The 18,252-nt window shown below is 60.4% G+C and carries 16 protein-coding genes; 15 read left to right on the forward strand and 1 reads right to left on the reverse strand.

Annotated elements, in window-relative coordinates; genetic code table 11:
• The first annotated feature begins 99 nt into the window (after nt 1-99).
• Nucleotides 100-1,563: a phospholipase D-like domain-containing protein gene (locus PYH37_RS18850; protein ID WP_280732973.1), complete on the forward strand. Its 1,464-nt coding sequence runs from the start codon at nt 100-102 to the stop codon at nt 1,561-1,563.
• Between the two features lie 175 nt (nt 1,564-1,738).
• On the opposite strand, the gene erpA is transcribed toward PYH37_RS18850, so the two are convergent.
• A complete protein-coding gene (gene erpA / locus PYH37_RS18855; RefSeq protein ID WP_280732974.1) occupies nt 1,739-2,071 on the reverse strand; it encodes an iron-sulfur cluster insertion protein ErpA in 333 nt (110 codons plus the stop codon).
• Nucleotides 2,072-2,365: 294 nt separating this feature from the next.
• Between erpA and PYH37_RS18860 the strand changes: the two genes are divergently transcribed.
• From PYH37_RS18860 to PYH37_RS18925, 14 genes are all read left to right on the forward strand, one after another.
• Nucleotides 2,366-3,583: a deoxyguanosinetriphosphate triphosphohydrolase gene (locus tag PYH37_RS18860; protein ID WP_280732975.1), complete on the forward strand. Its 1,218-nt coding sequence runs from the start codon at nt 2,366-2,368 to the stop codon at nt 3,581-3,583.
• 94 nt (nt 3,584-3,677) lie between these two features.
• Nucleotides 3,678-5,438, forward strand: coding sequence for an arginine--tRNA ligase (argS, locus tag PYH37_RS18865; RefSeq protein WP_280732976.1), 1,761 nt, complete (start codon nt 3,678-3,680; stop codon nt 5,436-5,438).
• 63 nt (nt 5,439-5,501) lie between these two features.
• Nucleotides 5,502-8,465, forward strand: a complete 2,964-nt coding sequence (locus tag PYH37_RS18870; protein WP_280732977.1) for an SPOR domain-containing protein — start codon at nt 5,502-5,504, stop codon at nt 8,463-8,465.
• A 142-nt stretch (nt 8,466-8,607) separates the two neighbouring features.
• Nucleotides 8,608-9,624 carry a beta-N-acetylhexosaminidase gene (gene nagZ / locus PYH37_RS18875; protein WP_280732978.1) on the forward strand — a complete coding sequence of 339 codons (1,017 nt, stop codon included), beginning with the start codon at nt 8,608-8,610 and terminating at the stop codon, nt 9,622-9,624.
• 28 nt (nt 9,625-9,652) lie between these two features.
• Nucleotides 9,653-10,519 (forward strand): segregation and condensation protein A, encoded by an 867-nt coding sequence (locus PYH37_RS18880; RefSeq protein ID WP_280732979.1) that lies wholly within the window; start codon nt 9,653-9,655, stop codon nt 10,517-10,519.
• A complete protein-coding gene (gene scpB, locus PYH37_RS18885; RefSeq protein ID WP_280732980.1) occupies nt 10,512-11,240 on the forward strand; it encodes an SMC-Scp complex subunit ScpB in 729 nt (242 codons plus the stop codon). The genes PYH37_RS18880 and scpB overlap by 8 nt, the downstream gene beginning before the upstream one ends.
• 80 nt (nt 11,241-11,320) lie before the next feature.
• Nucleotides 11,321-12,433 carry an ABC transporter ATP-binding protein gene (locus tag PYH37_RS18890; RefSeq protein WP_280732981.1) on the forward strand — a complete coding sequence of 371 codons (1,113 nt, stop codon included), beginning with the start codon at nt 11,321-11,323 and terminating at the stop codon, nt 12,431-12,433.
• Between the two features lie 95 nt (nt 12,434-12,528).
• Nucleotides 12,529-12,735, forward strand: coding sequence for a twin-arginine translocase TatA/TatE family subunit (locus tag PYH37_RS18895; RefSeq protein WP_280732982.1), 207 nt, complete (start codon nt 12,529-12,531; stop codon nt 12,733-12,735).
• 74 nt (nt 12,736-12,809) lie between these two features.
• A complete protein-coding gene (tatB, locus tag PYH37_RS18900) occupies nt 12,810-13,487 on the forward strand; it encodes a Sec-independent protein translocase protein TatB (RefSeq protein ID WP_280732983.1) in 678 nt (225 codons plus the stop codon).
• Nucleotides 13,484-14,326, forward strand: coding sequence for a twin-arginine translocase subunit TatC (gene tatC / locus PYH37_RS18905; protein WP_280732984.1), 843 nt, complete (start codon nt 13,484-13,486; stop codon nt 14,324-14,326). The genes tatB and tatC overlap by 4 nt, the downstream gene beginning before the upstream one ends.
• Nucleotides 14,327-14,474: 148 nt before the next feature.
• The gene (gene serS, locus PYH37_RS18910) at nt 14,475-15,758 is read left to right on the forward strand and encodes a serine--tRNA ligase (protein WP_280732985.1); all 1,284 of its coding nucleotides are present in this window, start codon (nt 14,475-14,477) and stop codon (nt 15,756-15,758) included.
• A 26-nt stretch (nt 15,759-15,784) separates the two neighbouring features.
• Entirely contained in the window at nt 15,785-16,555 is a 771-nt protein-coding gene (gene surE / locus PYH37_RS18915; protein ID WP_280736093.1) for a 5'/3'-nucleotidase SurE, read from the forward strand.
• Between the two features lie 35 nt (nt 16,556-16,590).
• Nucleotides 16,591-17,205, forward strand: coding sequence for a protein-L-isoaspartate(D-aspartate) O-methyltransferase (locus PYH37_RS18920; RefSeq protein WP_425336156.1), 615 nt, complete (start codon nt 16,591-16,593; stop codon nt 17,203-17,205).
• A 305-nt stretch (nt 17,206-17,510) separates the two neighbouring features.
• Complete coding sequence (locus PYH37_RS18925; RefSeq protein WP_280732987.1) at nt 17,511-18,155, forward strand: biotin biosynthesis protein BioC; 645 nt, start codon at nt 17,511-17,513, stop codon at nt 18,153-18,155.
• Nucleotides 18,156-18,252 lie beyond the last annotated feature (97 nt).

The following is an 18,252-nucleotide window of genomic DNA, read 5'->3' on the forward strand; positions in this document are numbered from 1 at the left end:
CCGGGCGAGCGTACGGCGATTTCCCGGTGCCTCTGGGCGCTTGATGCAGCCGAGAGTGGCGGAATTGATTCCGCTTGGCGTCCGTCTATAGTCCCGCGCATGATTGCTTTCGTAGACAACTATTGGCCTCATTTTCTGGCGCTGCTGTCCTTCGCCTTGGGCGTGCCGGCAATCATCCATGCGGCAATGACCAAGGACGATGTGCGCGCCGCTGCCGGCTGGGTCGGCGTGGTCCTCCTATCGCCGGTTATCGGCGCCGCTATTTATGCCGTCGCGGGCATCAACCGCATGCGCCGCTCGTCGATCGGTCTGCAGCGTTCGCTCCTGCGTTCGACCGGACCGGATCAGTTCGGCCGCTTCGATATTACCCACGACGACGTGGCCCGCCGCTTCGGCCAGCGCTTCGCGGCGATGAAGATTCTTGGCGATCGAGTCGCGCGCTTTACGATGTCGACCGGAAATCGCATCACCATGTTGGAAGGCGGCGACGATGTTTATTCGGCAATGCTCGATGCGATCGCCGGCGCACGCCGCAGCATCCTGCTGGAAAGCTACATTTTCGATCGCGATCCGATCGGGCTGCGTTTTGCCGACGCCCTGATCGCCGCCGTGAAACGGGGCGTCAGTGTTCGCGTTCTGATCGACGCCGTCGGTGCGCGTTATTCCGTGCCGAGCATTGTGGGCTACCTGAAGGAGGGCGGCGTGCCGATTGCGGTCTTCAACGGCAACATCATCATGGGCCTGCGGCTGCCTTATGCCAATTTGCGAACCCACCGCAAGGTCATCGTGGTCGACGGCGCGATTGCTTTCGCCGGCGGCATGAACATCCGGGCGGGTTTCACGACGGAGCTTGCGGGCAAGGAGGCGTCTTTCGACACCCATTTCCTTGTTACCGGCCCGATCGTCGCCGACATATTCCAGGTCGCCGCGGAAGATTGGCAGTTTTCGAGCGGTGAGGTCCTCTCGGGCGACACCTGGCAGTTGGCTGACCTTCCGGAGGAAGAGGATTTACCAACGGTGCTGATGCGCGCCGTGCCTACCGGGCCCGACAGTACCAACGAGACGAACCATAAGATGCTGATGGGAGCGTTTTCGATCGCGCGAAACCATATCCGGCTGATGTCGCCCTATTTCCTGCCGGACAAGGAACTCGTCAGCGCACTGGTGACGGCGGCAAGAAGGGGGGTCGAGGTCGATATAGTCGTGCCGGCGATCAACAATCTGACCCTCGTCGACCGAGCGATGACCGCGCAATTCGACCAGGTGCTGAAAGGCCACTGCCGCGTATGGCGCGCCCGGGGAGTATTCAACCATTCGAAGCTGATGGTCGTGGACGAACGTTGGACCTATGTCGGTTCAACCAATCTCGACCCGCGCTCTCTGCGCCTCAATTTCGAGTTCGATCTCGAAGTTCTCGATGAGGCGTTTGCGCGCTCCGTCAGCGAGAAAATCTGCACGCTCATTACGACCGCCGAGGAGGTAACGCTTGCAGGGCTTCGCGCGCAACCTTTCGCGAACCGACTGGCAAATCGCTTGCTCTGGCTGGGATCACCCTATCTCTAGAGCGGCATGAGAGGCGGCATGAGAGAAAGTGCGTGCAGTTTTTCGCCCGCATCCCCGTTCTAACTTACTGGAACGATCAGGTTTATGCTTTTGGGTCGATTCGACCCAAAAGCATAATGATCAAACGGAAATGCATTGCTGAATCGCGCCCGCCGCGTTGCGCAACCGTTGTTCGTCAGATCGAGAAGCTTGTTCCGCAGCCGCAGCTTGCAACCGCGTTCGGATTCTTGATCTGAAAGGACTGGCCGAGCAGGTTGTCGACGAAATCGATTTCCGAGCCGCCCATATAGATGAGGGAAAGACTGTCGATCAGGACCTTCGCGTTGCCCTTTTCGAGAACGAGGTCGTCCTCATTCTCTGCGTCTACCAGATCGAATTTATAGGAGAAGCCGGAGCAGCCCCCGCCTTCGACGGAGACGCGCATCGCTTTTTTATCTTTTTCAGCCTGGAGAATTGCGGCAATGCGGTTGGCCGCCGCGTCCGAAAGCGTCACTGTTTCCTGCGTCATGTCTGCCTCCAACCGGGGTCAAGAACCGGAGAGATTGATTTTTCGCCTTACAGCGCCGCGTCTTTTCACGCGCACAAATGTCGCTGTAACACCTTGAAACTGCTGCACGGTTTAAGGAACCATGCCGTAGCGTTACAATCGCCCCAGAGGACAAGTCAGCTTCACGATTCTCCGTCAAGCCCTTGTTCTTCCGCGAGGATCATGCGGCAAATCCCTCGCCGCTTTCCTGTAACGTGTACTATAGGTATGAAGGCTTGAATGTCCCGTCAATGGGATGACCTGCGCAGGTGTGAAATGACCTTCGATAGACAGACCCTCGGATTCGGCTATGGCGAACACGCAGTTTTTGCTTCGGATCCATGGGCCTCACGCGGCAGGCTCTATCCCGAATCCGCCAGCCCGACGCGTTCCGATTTCCAGCGCGATCGCGATCGAATCGTCCATACGACGGCTTTCCGGCGGCTGAAGCACAAGACGCAGGTGTTCATAGCCGCGGATGGCGACCATTATCGGACGCGCCTGACGCACACGATTGAAGTGGCCCAGATCGCACGAGCACTGGCGCGGGCCCTCAAGCTCGACGAGGATTTGGCGGAGGGCGTCGCTCTCGTCCATGACTTCGGCCACACGCCGTTCGGCCATACCGGCGAGGATGCATTGCACGACGCGCTAAAGCCCTATGGCGGCTTCGACCACAACGCCCAGTCGCTGCGGATCGTCACCAAGCTGGAGCGGCGCTATGCGGAATTCGACGGGTTGAATCTCACTTGGGAGAGTCTCGAAGGTCTCGTCAAGCACAACGGCCCGCTGATGACGCAGGACGGGCAGGGAACGCGTGGCCCGGTTCCGCAGCCGATTCTCGACTATTGCGCCATTCACGATCTCGAACTTGCGAGCTTTGCCAGCCTTGAAGCGCAGGTTGCCGCAATCGCCGACGATATCGCCTATAATACCCACGATATCGACGACGGCTTACGTGCCGGTTATCTCACTTTCGAGATGCTGGAAGAGGTTCCGTTTCTCGCCCGCCTGATGCGCGAGGTACACGATCGCTATCCGGGGCTGGAAAGCAGCCGCTTCACGCATGAGATCATGCGACGGCAGATCACGGCGATGGTGGAGGATGTCATTGGCGTTGCGCAGGAGCGGCTCGAAGAAATTCGGCCGCAAAGCGTACGTGACGTGCGTATGGCTGGCAAAGTCATCGCGACCTTCTCGGAGGCGATGAGCGAAACCGATCGACAGATCAAGAATATGCTCATGATGCGGATCTATCGTCATCCCGATGTGATGCGCGTGCGGCAGGGGGCGGCGTCGATCGTCACCGATCTCTACCGAGCTTTCATGACCGATCCGCTGTTGATGAAAGAACACTACTGGATCGATCAGATCGCGGGGATGGCGGAGCCGGCGAGAGCCCGCCACGTGGGAGACTATCTTGCGGGCATGACGGATACTTTCGCGATCAGCGTGCACAGGCGTTTGTTTGACCATACGCCCGATTTGCGATAGGGACCCGCCCGGAGGCTGCAGGTTCCCCGGGGAGCCCGGCCTCCTTTGAGTTTTGCGCAATTCTCCAGTGCAACTGGAAAAGCGGACGGATCAGATGAATCTTTTCACAGACTTCGAATCAAGAATTAAAAACATTCTCGAAACCCTTGATATCGTGCGTGAAAAGCGATCCGAACTTGACTTCGGGCGCATCAATGTCGAGCCGCCTCGCGATGCAAGCCATGGCGATGTGGCGACCAACGCGGCGATGGTGCTCGCAAAGCCGCTGGGCATGAATCCGCGCGCCCTCGCAGACCTTATCGTTGAGAAACTGCGACAGGATGCCGAGGTCACAGAGGTCTCCGTTGCCGGCCCTGGTTTCATCAATGTCCGCTTGTCCGTCTCCTATTGGCAGAAACTTCTGTCCGCCGTAGTGCGGGCAGGTATCGACTATGGGCGCAGCACCGTTGGCGCCGGGCGGAAGGTGAACGTCGAATACGTCTCGGCCAATCCGACCGGTCCGATGCACGTCGGCCATTGCCGCGGCGCGGTTGTCGGCGATGCGCTTGCCAACCTTCTTGCCTTTGCCGGGTACGACGTGACTAAGGAATACTACATCAACGACGCCGGCTCGCAGATCGATGTACTCGCCCGGTCGGCATTCATGCGTTACCGCGAGGCGCTGGGTGAGGATATCGGCGAGATTGCTGCCGGTCTTTATCCCGGCGACTATCTCATGCCGGTCGGTGAGGCGCTCGCGGACGAATTCGGCACGAGCCTCAGGATCATGCCGGACGAAAAATGGATGCCGTTGGTCAAGGAGCGCGTGATCGACGCGATGATGGCGATGATCCGGGAGGATCTGGCGGCGCTGAACGTCAATCACGACGTCTTCTTTTCCGAACGCACCTTGCATGACAATGGCGCGACGCCGATCCGCACGGCTATCAACGACCTCACCTTCAAGGGTCATGTCTACAAGGGCACGTTGCCGCCGCCGAAAGGGCAACTGCCTGAGGATTGGGAAGATCGCGAGCAGACGCTCTTCCGTTCGACAGAGGTTGGCGACGATATCGACCGACCCCTGATCAAGTCCGACGGGACTTATACCTATTTCGCGGCCGACGTTGCTTACTTCAAGGACAAGTTCGATCGTGGTTTTCACGAGATGATCTATGTGCTCGGCGCCGATCACGGTGGCTATGTCAAACGGCTGGAGGCGCTGGCGCGCGCGGTTTCCGGGGGAGCGGCGGAGCTCACGGTGCTGCTGTGCCAGCTCGTCAAACTCTATCGCAATGGCGAACCGGTCAAGATGTCCAAACGGTCGGGCGACTTCGTCACCCTGCGTGAGGTGGTCGACGAAGTCGGCCGCGATCCGGTTCGTTTCATGATGATTTACCGGAAAAATACCGAGCCGCTCGACTTCGATTTTGCCAAGGTGACGGAACAGTCAAAGGACAATCCGGTCTTCTACGTGCAATACGCGCATGCGCGCTGCCGTTCTGTCTTCCGTCAGGCCGCCGAGGCGTTCCCTGATCTCGATTTGTCTTCGGTCGATCTTGCCAATGCAGTGATCGGAAAGCTCGTTGATCCCACCGAAATGCAGCTTGTCGCCAAGCTGGCAGAATATCCGCGCGTGGTCGAGGCGGCAGCACTCTCTCACGAGCCGCACCGAATCGCTTTTTACCTGTATGATCTTGCTGCGGTCTTCCATGGACACTGGAACAAAGGTAAAGAAAATCCGGACTTACGCTTTGTTAACGATAAGAACAGAGAATTGAGCATTGCCAGACTCGGGCTGGTGCATGCTGTCGCCTCGGTATTGAAGTCGGGCCTGTCCATTACAGGCACCTCAGCGCCGGAAGAGATGCGGTAAGTAGTGTCACCATTTCCCCACAATGCACTGGCAAATCAACGCAGGCAATTGTGAGTGGAGAGTATGGCAGACAAACAATTCGCACGAAGCGGGCCGGCAGAGTTCGATGTATTGGCCGATGATGATCCGTTGAGCGAACTTGCCCGCATTGTCGGTTACGATGCTCGGCCGGCCGTTCAGCAATTGCAGGAACTGCAGCGACACCAAGAGGCGATCCGTCGCGATCCGACTTTCGATCTCGAGGAAGAGCTTCTTCGCGCGTTCGACAGCTACGATGCCCCTCGCGCCGCGCCGGTTCAGCCGGATAGCGGCCTCGTCGATCATCCGGTTGCCGCCGCCGTAGCCGAACATCGGGATGCTGGAGAGGAGCCGTCCGCCGAGGCGGAGATACTCGTCGACGACATCGTTCCGGCCGTTGAACACCATGCCGCCCCGACACTCGCTCCAGTCGAGCAGCAGGCCGACGATTTGCTTCCGTCCTCTTCGCTCGCCGATCCCGGATTCTCGGGTGACGACGAGGACGTTGCACGCGCCCAGGAAGCTGATCCCGCGGTGGACTTGGAGCGTGAGCTCGAGTTGTCGCTCGGCTACGAAGATCCGTCGGCCGAAACGACTGCAAGCCAGGATACTGTGCGGCAAACGAGCCACCAGCCTGAGGTGGACGAACTGCCGGCCTTTGACGACTGGCAGGAGCCGCTCGCATCCAAGCTTGCCGCCGCTGCCAAGGTGGACGAGCCGGCAGATGCCTCTGGGGCCCTCTATGTCGATATGGTCGATGACTTCGCCGCGCGCCGTGATGGTGAGGCTCTGCGTGCTGAGGCCGTAGCCGATACGCCGATGGTCGCGCCTATTGGTGTTTCCGATCAGGTCGATCATCTTTTGGCGGATGTCGAGCGTTTTCCCGTTCCTTCGGCTACAGACCTGGTCGCGGCAGCGGTTGCCTCGCATCCCGCCGTTCACGTGCGTCCTGCCGCGCCGGTAAAGAAGAGCAGTTATCCCTTCACACCGACTTTCAGCCGCGCGACGCCGGTCGCGTCGCCTGCCGGCGTTTCGCAGCAGCGGGCCTTCGCAAAGCCGATGGCCGAGTCTGCTGCGGCGAGTCTCATAAGCCCGGTTGTTTTGCCTGAGGCAGCACCCTCAGCCATCCCAGGAGCTCTGCCGTCCGGAGCCATGCAGGGCGGCCTGCCGGAAGCCGAGGTGGAGCCGAGCTTCGATCTCGACGATTTCGAGCTTGAGCTGTCCGACCTCGCCTTGGACGTCGATCTGGCCGACAACGGTGCGCCGAAAGCTGATGAAAGCGCAGCCGAACAGCCCGTTGTGACGCACCCTGCGTTGGTCGAGCCCTCCGCCCAGCCGTTCCTGCAAGCACTGACCACGCCGAGTGAACCTGAACCGAACCGGCACGAGCCTCTGGCATCCGCGCTGCCGGAGATCGAAGAGGCGCCGGCTGAAAACCCGCTGCCTTTCGATCCGGCCATGATCGGTGAAACCGAAAGCGGCGTGGCGCCGATCGCCGACATGGACGTACCGCAACTGCCCGCGCTGGATACCGAGGAGAAGCCGGTCTCCTATCCGGCCGACTACGACCTGGATATCGATGCCGAAATGGCGCAGCTCTTTGGCACGCCCGCGCCTGCTGCGAAGAGCGCTTCTCATGCCGGAGACTTCGATCTCGACGTGGGGGCTCGCGCTGCGTCAGCGGCCAAGGCAAGCCCGGCGGTTGCTTCGCTGGATGACTTCGATGAATTCGAAAGGGCGATGGAAGAGGACTTCCAGCGTTCGATGGCGGAACGTCAGAGCCCGACGCATGATGCAGAGCGTCTGGCGGCAAGGCCGCGGCTCGACGAGGCTGCCGAATATGGCGAGCCGGCCTATGGCGGTCGTTCACAGCGTACGATGCTGATGGCTGCGAGTGTCGCCGGCGTCATCATTCTCGGCGGTGCCGCTGTCTACGCCTGGATGGGCGGAAGCAGCGCGGTCCTTTCCGGTGACGGTCCGAAGATCATCCTGGCCGACAAGGAACCGGTGAAGGTCGTGCCCGAAGTGAAGGGCGGCAAGACGGTGCCCAATCAGGATAAGGCCGTCTACGACCGCGTGGCCGGCGATCAGGGCAGCGCACCGCGCCAGGAGGCTCTGGTCTCCTCGACGGAAGAGCCGATGGATGTTGTGCAGAGGACGCTGACGCCCGAGACCTTGCCGCTCGAAGGCAGCGACGAAGGCGAGGCGCTTGCCGGCGTTTCCACTGGGGACGAAGACGAAGTCGCGCGCTTGCTGCCGGATGAAAATAACGGCAACGCCGCCGAGGAAGAAAGGGCGCCTGCCGTCGCGCCGCGCAAGGTCCGCACCATGATCGTCAAGCCGGATGGAACGCTTGTCGCTCGCGAGGAGCCCGCGGCAAAGCCGGCGGACGACATTGCGGCAAACGGCAATGATCAGCCAATCCCGGCAACCGCTTCGGGCGAGGCAGTAGCCTCCGTTTCTCAAGGCAACACTGCGGTCGCAGAGGTGGGTTCCGAGCTGCGCGCCGCCGAACAACCTAACGCTAGCGACGAGGTCGCACTGGCCGCTGCTGGCAAGGGCCCCGCAAATGAAGCGCCCGTTCGCTCTGTCAAGACGACGGCTGTCGGTGGCGGGCAGGCACCGTTGCCGGAGACGCGCCCGGCAGCACAGACCGGTACTGCCGCCAAGCCAGAGACGGCTGCAAGCCCTGCGGAAAGTCGGGCTCCAGCGGAGACGGCAAGTGCAGCCCAGACCGCTCCGCTTGCGACCGCTTCCGTTCCGGCCGGCACTTACGTGATCCAGATCGCCTCTCTGCCCTCTGAAGCCGAGGCGCAGAAGAGCTACAACAATCTTTCCGGCAAGTTCGCGAGCGTTATAGGCGGTCGCGGCGTGGACATCCGCAAGGCGGAGATCGCGGGGAAGGGCACCTACTATCGCGTGAGAATCCCCGCGGGTACGCGTGAGGAGGCCAATTCGCTTTGCTCTCGATACAAGAGCGCCGGTGGAAGCTGCCTCGTGACAAAGTAGTGCTGAAAAGATTGAATGCGGAAACCGGGCGCGGCAGAAATGTCGCGCCCTTTTCTTTGCGACGAACACTTTGTCTGTGCATGACCTGGCGCGAGAAGGTTTGTGACTTCGCGTTGAAGCTTGGGGACACTATGGTTTTATCATGAGCGAATCAAAAGCATTTATCGCCGGCTGCAAGGGCCTTTTCCTGACGGAAGAGGAGCGCAGTTTCTTCGCCGGCGAACGCCCATGGGGCTTTATTCTTTTCGGGCGCAATATTGGCGAGGAACAGCAGATCTGCGACTTGGTCGACGCGTTACGCGACAGTATCGGCAACCCCGTGGCACCTGTCCTGATCGATCAGGAGGGTGGTCGGGTCCAGCGCATTCGCCCGCCGCTCGTGCAGCAATATCCGACTGGCGCGGCACTTGGCGAGATCTACGGGCGCGATAGGGAGATGGGGGTGCGCGCCGCCTGGCTGATGGGGCGCCTTCACGCCTTCGATCTGATGCGCTTCGGTATCACGGTCGACTGCCTGCCGGTTCTCGATGTTCCGGTACCCGGTAGCCATGATGTTATCGGGAACCGCGCCTACGGCCACGACGCCGCAACGGTAACGGCGGTCGGCCGTGCCATGGGCGAGGGTTTGAAAGCGGGGGGCATGCTGCCGGTGATGAAGCATATGCCCGGCCATGGCCGCACCTTCGTGGATTCCCACCACGACCTGCCGGTCGTCAGTGCCGATCTCGAAGATTTGAAGCGGAGTGATTTTCTGCCTTTCATAGCCATGAAGAACGAAGCCATGGCTATGTCGGCGCATATGGTTTTCACGGCGATCGATCCCGAAAATCCAGCCACAACCTCTCCGAAGGTCGTGGAGGAGATCATTCGCGGCCATATCGGCTTCGACGGCCTCTTGATGTCCGACGACGTTTCGATGAACGCGCTTGCCGGCGACATTGCCACGCGGGCCTGCGAGATTATTGGTGCCGGCCTTGATCTCGTCCTGCATTGTCATGGCATAATGGAAGAAATGAAGGCAGTTGCCGACGTTGTTCCGGTTCTGTCCGGCGATCGGCTGCGCCGAGCACAGGCGGCCGAGGCGGCCTTTCGAAAGCCCGACAATGCCGAGGAAGACGTGTTGCGGGCGGAATTCAATGCAATGTTCGCTCTGGCCTAGCAAGGCGAGGCGCTGAAGGGGCAAGATCGTGAGCAATTCGCGCGAAAGGCAGGTACACCCTGCTACGAAGGCACCGCTGGAGCCTTTGTGGCAGGACGAGTCCGCCGGCCGCGGCTTACACGAAGAAGAACTCGTGGTCGACATCGCCGGTTTTGAAGGGCCGCTGGACCTGCTTCTGCATCTTGCCCGCAGTCAACGTGTAGATCTTTCCCGCATTTCCGTGCTGGCGCTTGCGGAGCAATATATAGCCTTCGTCGAACGGGCCCGGTCCATTCGTATCGAACTCGCAGCCGACTATCTGGTCATGGCGGCGTGGCTCGCCTATCTCAAGTCCCGCCTGCTGATACCGCAGCAGACAAAGGACGAGGGACCCTCCGGTGAGGAGATGGCCTCGGCGCTGGCGTTCCGGCTGAAGCGCCTTGAAGCGATGCGGGACGCGGCGACAAGACTCGTCAACAGGAATAGGCTCGGTCGCGATATTTTCGCACGCGGCGCGCCGGAACACATCGTTTCGGAGAAAAAGTCCGGCCACGACGCTTCGCTCTACGACCTGCTGACGGCCTATGCCACCCTCAGACAGCGTCAGGCGATAACGCAGGTGACGATCGAAAAGCGCCACGTCTGGTCGCTCTCCGACGCGCGCCTGATGCTGGCGCGGATGATCGGCAGCCTGGAGGATTGGACCGCGCTCGACCACTTCCTCATCCGCTACATGACAAGTCCGAAGGAACGCGCGACCGCGATAGCGAGCTCCTTCGCCGCGTCCCTCGAAATGGTCCGCGAAGGAAGGTTGGAAATCCGGCAGGATGGCGCTTTCACGCCGATCTACTTGCGGCGCGGACCCAAGCCCATCGATGCGGCGACCTTGGCGGAAATGGAGGCAGCGCGTGGCTGAAGCGCAAAAATATTTGCCGGGAATGCCGGACGAAGAGGACGAGCTCGACGAGGCTTCCGTCGGCCCGGGGCTCGAGCAGGAGGCGGAGCGGATTGCGGAGGCGCTTGTCTTTGCATCATCGCAGCCCGTCTCCGAAAGCTATATCGCCACCCGACTTCCACGGGGTGCCGACGTTGGGCGGATCATGTTGCGGCTGAAGGCGCTCTATGCAGCGCGCGGCGTCAACCTCGTTCAGGTTGCCGACCATTGGGCCTTCCGCACGGCGGCCGATCTCTCCTTCGTCGTGCAGACGGACGAGCAGGAGGTCAAGAAGCTCTCTCGCGCAGCGCTCGAAGTGCTGGCCATCATCGCCTACCACCAGCCGGTCACCCGAGCGGAGATCGAGGACATTCGCGGCGTACAGACTTCGAAAGGTACGCTCGACGTTTTGATGGAGGCGGGTTGGGTCCGCTTTCGCGGACGCAGGCGGACGCCGGGACGCCCGGTGACGTTCGGGACGACGAGGGAATTCCTGGATCACTTTGGGCTGGAGGAGATCCGGGACCTTCCGGGCATCGAGGAACTAAAGGGCGCCGGCCTGCTATCCGGCCGTATCCCCTCGAACTTGCATATTCCGGTTCCGGTTGGTGAGGATGAGCTTTCCGAAAACGAGGATCCGATCACACAGATGGACCTCGAGGAACTGGGCCTCTTGACACCGAAGGCTGAAGAAGACGATTAAAAATCCTGAGTAGGGATATCGGCTTTAAAGCCCGCATGGGTACGCGAGCCGAAACGCCTTCGGTCCAAGGAATGCGCAGCATGGTTTCAGATCCGCTCAACGGCGCCGTCATGGCGACGCGACGGTCGGCAGGGGTGTCCTTCGCGGCAAGCCTCTCTTTCGAGAATATTAGTCATCGCTATCATTCCAAGGAAACGATCAAAGGCGTCACGCTGACGGCCAAGGCCGGCGAGGTACTCTGCCTGCTCGGACCGTCGGGGTCGGGCAAGACCACTCTGCTGCGCATCGCGGCAGGCATTGAGATGCAGACGGGGGGCCGGCTTCTCCTCAATGGCCAGGAAATTTCCGGACCTTCCGTCTTCCTCCCGCCGGAAAAGCGCGGGGTGGGGCTGATGTTTCAGGACTTCGCGCTTTTCCCGCATATGACGATCCGGGAAAATGTCTGCTTCGGGCTCACCGCCTTGCCGAAGAAGGAAGCGCTCGTTCAAGCGGATGCGGCTTTGGAACGCGTGGGGCTCCTGCACTATGCCGACCGGTATCCGCATGTGCTTTCAGGCGGTGAGCAGCAACGGGTGGCGCTCGCCCGCGCCCTCGCACCGCGGCCTGCGGTGTTGCTGATGGACGAACCGTTTTCCGGTCTCGATTCCCGTCTGAAGGATTCGATCCGTGCCGACACTCTGGCCATTCTGCGCGAGACGCGCGCAACCGCCATCGTCGTCACTCACGACGCCGAAGAGGCGATGCGCATGGCCGACCGGATTGCGCTTTTGAAGGATGGCTGTCTGGTTCAGGTCGGTACCGCCGACGAACTCTATCGCAAGCCGCGCAATCTTTTTGCCGCCGGTTTCTTTTCCGAAATAAACGTATTCGACGCGCATGTGCATGGCGGCCGCGTCGAGACGCCGCTCGGGGTCGTGGCTGCTGGACACTATAAGGAGGGACAGCCGCTGAGCGTGGCGGTGCGGCTTTCCGGCGTTCACCTCAAAGAAGAGGGAGGCGATATCCCGGCCCGCATCGTGTCGCGGCGCTTCCTGGGTGTCGTCGAGTTGTTGGAGCTCGCGGTGCCGCAGTCCGAGCGGACGGTGCGCGCGCGGATCCGCGCCGATCTGCTGCCTCAAGGATTGCGCGACGTCACGCTTTCGGTTAACGAGCGCGACATATTGGTGTTTGAAAAAGACGCCTCAACATCTTAGGGTCCATCGAGAATGATGGTGTGCCCCTCGGTACGCCTGAAAAATGACAACGTGATGGGCTCTACACTGGGTAAGGGCTGCGAGGGAGTAAGTGAATGGGTTCCTTTAGTATCTGGCATTGGTTGATCGTCTTGGTGGTGATCCTCCTGCTGTTCGGCCGTGGCAAGATTCCGGAGCTGATGGGCGACGTTGCCAAGGGCATCAAGAGCTTCAAGAAGGGCATGACCGACGATGATGCCGCTTCGGCCGACAAGACGGTCGATGGCAAGACCGTCGAGCAGAAGTCTGACGAAGTCCGCTGACGATCGGAAGCTGGCGGGATCGGGCGGAAGCAGGTGCCCGGTGAGCCGCAATACGAGTTTGTAGGGCGCGTCGGATGCTTGATATCGGCTGGACCGAGCTTGTTGTTATCGCAATCGTTCTGATTGTTGTCGTTGGGCCGAAGGACCTTCCGCCGATGCTGCGGGCATTTGGGCGGATGACATCCAAGATGCGCGGCATGGCGGCTGATTTCCGGCGGCAATTCGACGAAGCATTGCGCGAGGCCGATCTCGAGGACGTGCGCAAGACGATCAGCGATGCGCAAAGCCTTAATCCGACCACCGCATTGCGGGACGCGATGAACCCGTTGCGGCAGCTTGGAAACGAGATCAAGTCCGATCTGCAAAAGGCGGCAACGCCGGATATACCAGCGCAAGCCGGGGCGGCGGAACCTGCGGTCGAGCCGGCGGCGGCGACTGCCGCGCCTGTTGAAGCGCCGGCAAGGCCAGCCGATCAAGTGGCTGCCGCCGCAATCAGTTCGGCGTCACGGCAGATGGATCGTGTAACGGCGGAAGAACCAAAGCTGGCCGAGACGAAGCCGAAGCGCGCTGCCAAGCCCAGGACCGGCACTGCATCGAAGGCACCCGCCGCCGCAGCGGCAGCTCCCAAGAAAGCCGCGGGTGCAGCGACGGTGAAGAAGCCGGCCGCCAGCAAGACCGTCGCCGGTGAGGGGCAGCCTGAGACCGGGACCAAGAAGACACGCGCGCCCTCGCGCAAGAAAGGTAACGCATGAGCGGCGATATCGAGGACCGGCCGCAGCCGCTGATCGAGCACCTGATCGAGCTACGAAAACGGTTGATGTGGGCTGTCGGCGCGTTTTTCGCTGCTTTCCTCGTCTGCTTCTACTTTGCCAAGCAGTTGTTCAACGTCCTTGTTCAGCCGTTCAAATGGGCCGTCGAGTGGGCGGGGCTCAGCCACCGCAACGTCGAGCTTATCTACACGGCGCCACAAGAGTTCTTTTTCACCCAGATCAAAGTTGCGATGTTCGGCGCGCTGGTCATCGCGTTTCCGGTCATCGCGTCGCAGATCTACAAGTTCGTGGCGCCTGGTCTCTACAAGAACGAACGCGCGGCCTTCCTGCCGTTCCTGATTGCCTCGCCGATTTTGTTTCTCCTCGGCGGAGCGCTGGTCTATTTCTTCTTCACGCCAATGGTCATGTGGTTCTTCCTTGCGATGGAGCAGGGGGGCGGCGAAGGGCAGGTCGCGATCCAACTCCTGCCGAAGGTCTCGGAATATCTAAGCCTGATCATGTCCCTGGTCTTCGCGTTCGGCCTGGTCTTCCAATTGCCGGTGGTCACGACGCTTTTGGCACGCGTCGGTTTCGTCACCTCGCGGGGGCTCGCCGAGAAGCGCAAATACGCGATCGTTATCGCCTTCGTCGTCGCTGCCGTCCTGACGCCGCCCGACCCGGTTTCCCAGATCGGTCTTGCGCTGCCAGCCATCCTTCTCTACGAAATTTCGATCTATACGGCGCGACTCGTCGAAAGACGGCGAGCAGCCGAGGCGCTCGCAACCGACGTCGCCTCTTCGCAGGAAAGTTCTTCAGAGACGGCTGGACCCGCCAAGGGCTGATCGTCTGATGTTCTCGCGCCGTGACCTACAGCGCCGCGCGTCTATTCAGGCGCGGAAAGGCCGCTGTAGTACTTTGAATCCCTGCATGATTTTTCCTTAATCGATTCCGATTTAAGGAATCATGCAGTAACCAACGCGTGGAACGATTATGCTCGATATCAAATGGATCCGTGAGAATGCAGACGCGCTCGATGACGCCCTGACGAGACGGGGTGCGGAGCCATTGTCCGCTTCGCTGATTGCGCTTGATGAACGCCGCCGCGCGATCCTCCAATCGCTGCAGGACATGCAGTCGCGTCGCAATGCCGCTTCGAAGGATATCGGCGCGGCGATGGCACAGAAAAACGGCGAGCTTGCCGAAAAGCTCAAGGCCGAAGTGGCCGAGCTCAAGAACGCGATGCCGGCGGTCGAGGACGAGAGCCGCGAACTCGAGGCCGAGCTTTCGGATGCGCTGTCGCGCATCCCCAACATTCCCCTTGAGGATGTCCCCGTCGGGCTGGACGAGAGCGCCAATGTCGTAACTCGGATCGTCGGCACCAAGCCGACCTGGAACCACAAGCCGCTCGAGCATTTTGAAATCGGTGAAGCGCTGGGTTTCATGGATTTCGAAGGCGCGGCGCGGATTGCCGGCTCGCGCTTCACGATTCTCAAGGGGCAACTCGCCCGTCTTGAGCGGGCACTCGGTCAATTCATGCTCGATCTGCACACGCAGGAGCACGGCTATACCGAAGTTCAGCCGCCGCTGCTTGTCCGCGATGATGCGATGTACGGAACGGGGCAACTGCCGAAATTCGCGGAGGATCTCTTCCGCACGACGGACGAACGTTGGCTGATCCCGACCGCCGAAGTGCCGCTGACGAACATGGTTCGCGAACAGATCCTCGACGGCGAAGCGTTACCGCTGCGCTTTACGGCCTTGACCCCCTGCTTCCGCTCGGAAGCTGGTTCCGCCGGCCGCGACACCCGCGGCATGCTGCGCCAGCACCAATTCAACAAGGTCGAACTGGTTTCGATCACGGATGCCGAAAGCTCCGTTGACGAGCATGAGCGGATGACGGCCTGTGCTGAGGAGGTGCTGAAGCGGCTCGGTCTGCACTATCGCGTCATGACGCTTTGCACTGGCGATATGGGATTTGGTGCACGCAAGACCTATGACCTTGAGGTCTGGCTGCCGGGGCAGGGCAGCTATCGCGAAATCTCGTCCTGCTCGGTCTGCGGCGACTTCCAGGCACGCCGCATGAACGCGCGCTACCGCACGAGAGAAGAAAAAGGAACGAAATTCGTGCATACCCTGAACGGTTCTGGCGTTGCCGTCGGCCGCGCGCTGATCGCCGTCATCGAGAATTACCTGAACGATGACGGCTCCGTCACCGTGCCGGACGTCCTTGTTTCTTACATGGGCGGCCTGCGGCGGATCGAGAAAGCCGTCTGAAGGCGAGGAAGCGAATGAAGACCGAAATGCGGATCCTGTTGACGAATGACGATGGCATCCATGCCGAGGGGATCTCCGTCCTTGAACGCATCGCGCGGACGATTTCGGACGACGTCTGGATCGTTGCACCCGAGGTCGACCAGAGCGGCCTTGCCCACTCTTTGACGCTTTCCGAGCCGTTGCGCTTGCGGCAGGTATCGGAACGGCATTTCGCATTGAGAGGGACGCCGACGGATTGCGTGATCATGGCGGCGAAGAAGATCCTGGATCGCAAGCCGGATCTGGTTCTTTCGGGTGTCAATATCGGCGCCAACCTTGCGGACGACGTCACCTATTCCGGTACGGTGGCTGGCGCCATAGAAGGTACGCTGCAAGGAATCCGGTCGATCGCGCTCAGCCAGGCCTATCAGTATGCTGTTGGCAAGGCCGTCCCATGGGATGTGGTCGAAACCCATGCGCCGGCGCTTATCCGCACGTTGATGGATGTCGAACTGCCGGATGGAACCTTCATCAATTTGAATTTCCCCAATTGCCCCGCCGACGCGGTGACTGGCGCGGAGGTCACGTCGCAGGGCAAACTTGAGTTCGGGCTCAGCATCGACGAACGCACCGACGGTCGCGGCTTTCCATATTTCTGGTTGCGTTTTGGCGAGCGGTCCGGTGACTTCCGCTCCGGCACCGACATTCGTGCCATGCGTGAGAACAGGATTTCAGTGACGCCGCTGAAACTGGACATGACCGATTACACCGTCCAAGATCGCGTAGCGCGTGCATTGCGGGAAGGGACAGTCGCTTGAACGGACGCGTTTCCCAGCAGGAGGGATTTGCGGCGATGATGCTGCGCCTTCGCGGCGCTGGCATGGCCAATCACGATCTTCTGAAGGCGGTGGAGCAAACGCCGCGCGGCCACTTCTCTCCGCCGCAATATCAGGCGGACGCCTATTCTCAGCGGTTGATCCCGCTGGATTGCGGCTCGTTCATGGAGGGGTACGACTTTGCGGTTCGGCTGCTGCATTGTCTCAACCTCAAGCCGGGGCAGCGCATTCTCGAGGTTGGAACAGGAAGCGGTTTTACAGCGGCCGTCATGGGACGCATCGCCGAACGTGTCCTGACGATCGATCGATACCAGACGCTGGTGAGCTCGGCACAGAAGAACCTCGAGAAGGCCGGCATTCGCAATGTTGTCGCGAGACACGCCGACGGCAGCGCGGGTGTGCCGGGCGAAGGCACCTTCGACCGGATTCTCATCACCGCCGCGTTCAACAATCTGCCGCGCATGTTCTCCGATCATCTTGTGTCCGGCGGCACCTTGCTCGTCCCGATCATGATGAGCGAAACGCAATGCCGGATCGTTCGCGTCAACCGCACCGGCAGCCGCTTCGACCGCGAAGACCTGTTCGACGCGCCCTATCTTCCAATCGTGCCGCAATTGGCATCGTTCCTATAGATCCCCGGTCTCGTCTGTACGGACGAAAAGCTCGCCGCGCTCGACGATCCCCTTCACGCGGCCGGCCTGGAAATCATCGTTGTCGCGAGCTGATCCTGATTCTCTCCGCAGCTGTCGCCGGATTTCTGCTTGCCAACCTCGGCCGATCGGTCGGCCTTCGTTTCTTAAAACAGACGGTTAACGTTTTCTTAACAAAATCCAGCTCCGCGCAAGCTTGCCGCAATAGCCCGGAAAGGCACGATTGTTCATGGCGCATGGGCGCCTGGTTCTGCGTTGTTCGAGCGTGCAAATGACGGAGACGGCAGATGCAGATTGCGAACAGGTTGACTGCAGCAACAACCGGCGACGGCTTGGGCAATCTTGCCGGACGTTCCGCCGGGCAGGTTGCTCCGGGAAGCAAGGACGAGAGCGGCGCGCCGGCCTCGCAAACGGGCTCGTTCGATCCAACGCCGCGCATTTCATTGTCGGTTGACGCTCTGCTTTATCTCAGCCGGACGAAGAAGGCGCCGGAAAAGCAGCCGCCTCTTACCAAGGATGAATGGAACAACAGGCTTTCACCGCAACTGGCGGCGCGGGAATATCAAGCCTTCGGGAAGTTCGCCGAGACCGGCGATTACAAGGCCTACTACGGTGCCTTCGTCGACTACTACGACAATCTCCGCCCGGAGGACCAGAACAGCCTGCGCTATTTCGGAACACGCGAGGCGGCTGTCGCCGGCTTGCGGTCGCTTGAATATGACGCCGAAAGCGGTCTCGACATCGAGGCGAACTTCGAGAAGCTTGTCAGCGTCTTCCTCGATGAGGACAAGGCCCCGTCTGAAGCTTCGACCGCTCCGCCGACCGAAAATGCTTTTTTCGGTTGGGATCGATCCAATATCAGCTACGAGGATCAGACCGCTGAGCCGAGACCGATATCGGAAATCGAACGCCTTTATTCCGAGCTTTTCTAGGCCTATTGATGCGTAAGCCGACCGAGCCGCTCCTTAAACAGCGTCCGGTGCTATCTCGCTATGGTTAGCATTTGGTCAAATCGGTGCCGTCCTTAAC

It is taken from the genome of Sinorhizobium numidicum (assembly GCF_029892045.1).
In the GTDB taxonomy this organism is placed as follows: Bacteria; Pseudomonadota; Alphaproteobacteria; order Rhizobiales; family Rhizobiaceae; genus Sinorhizobium; species Sinorhizobium numidicum.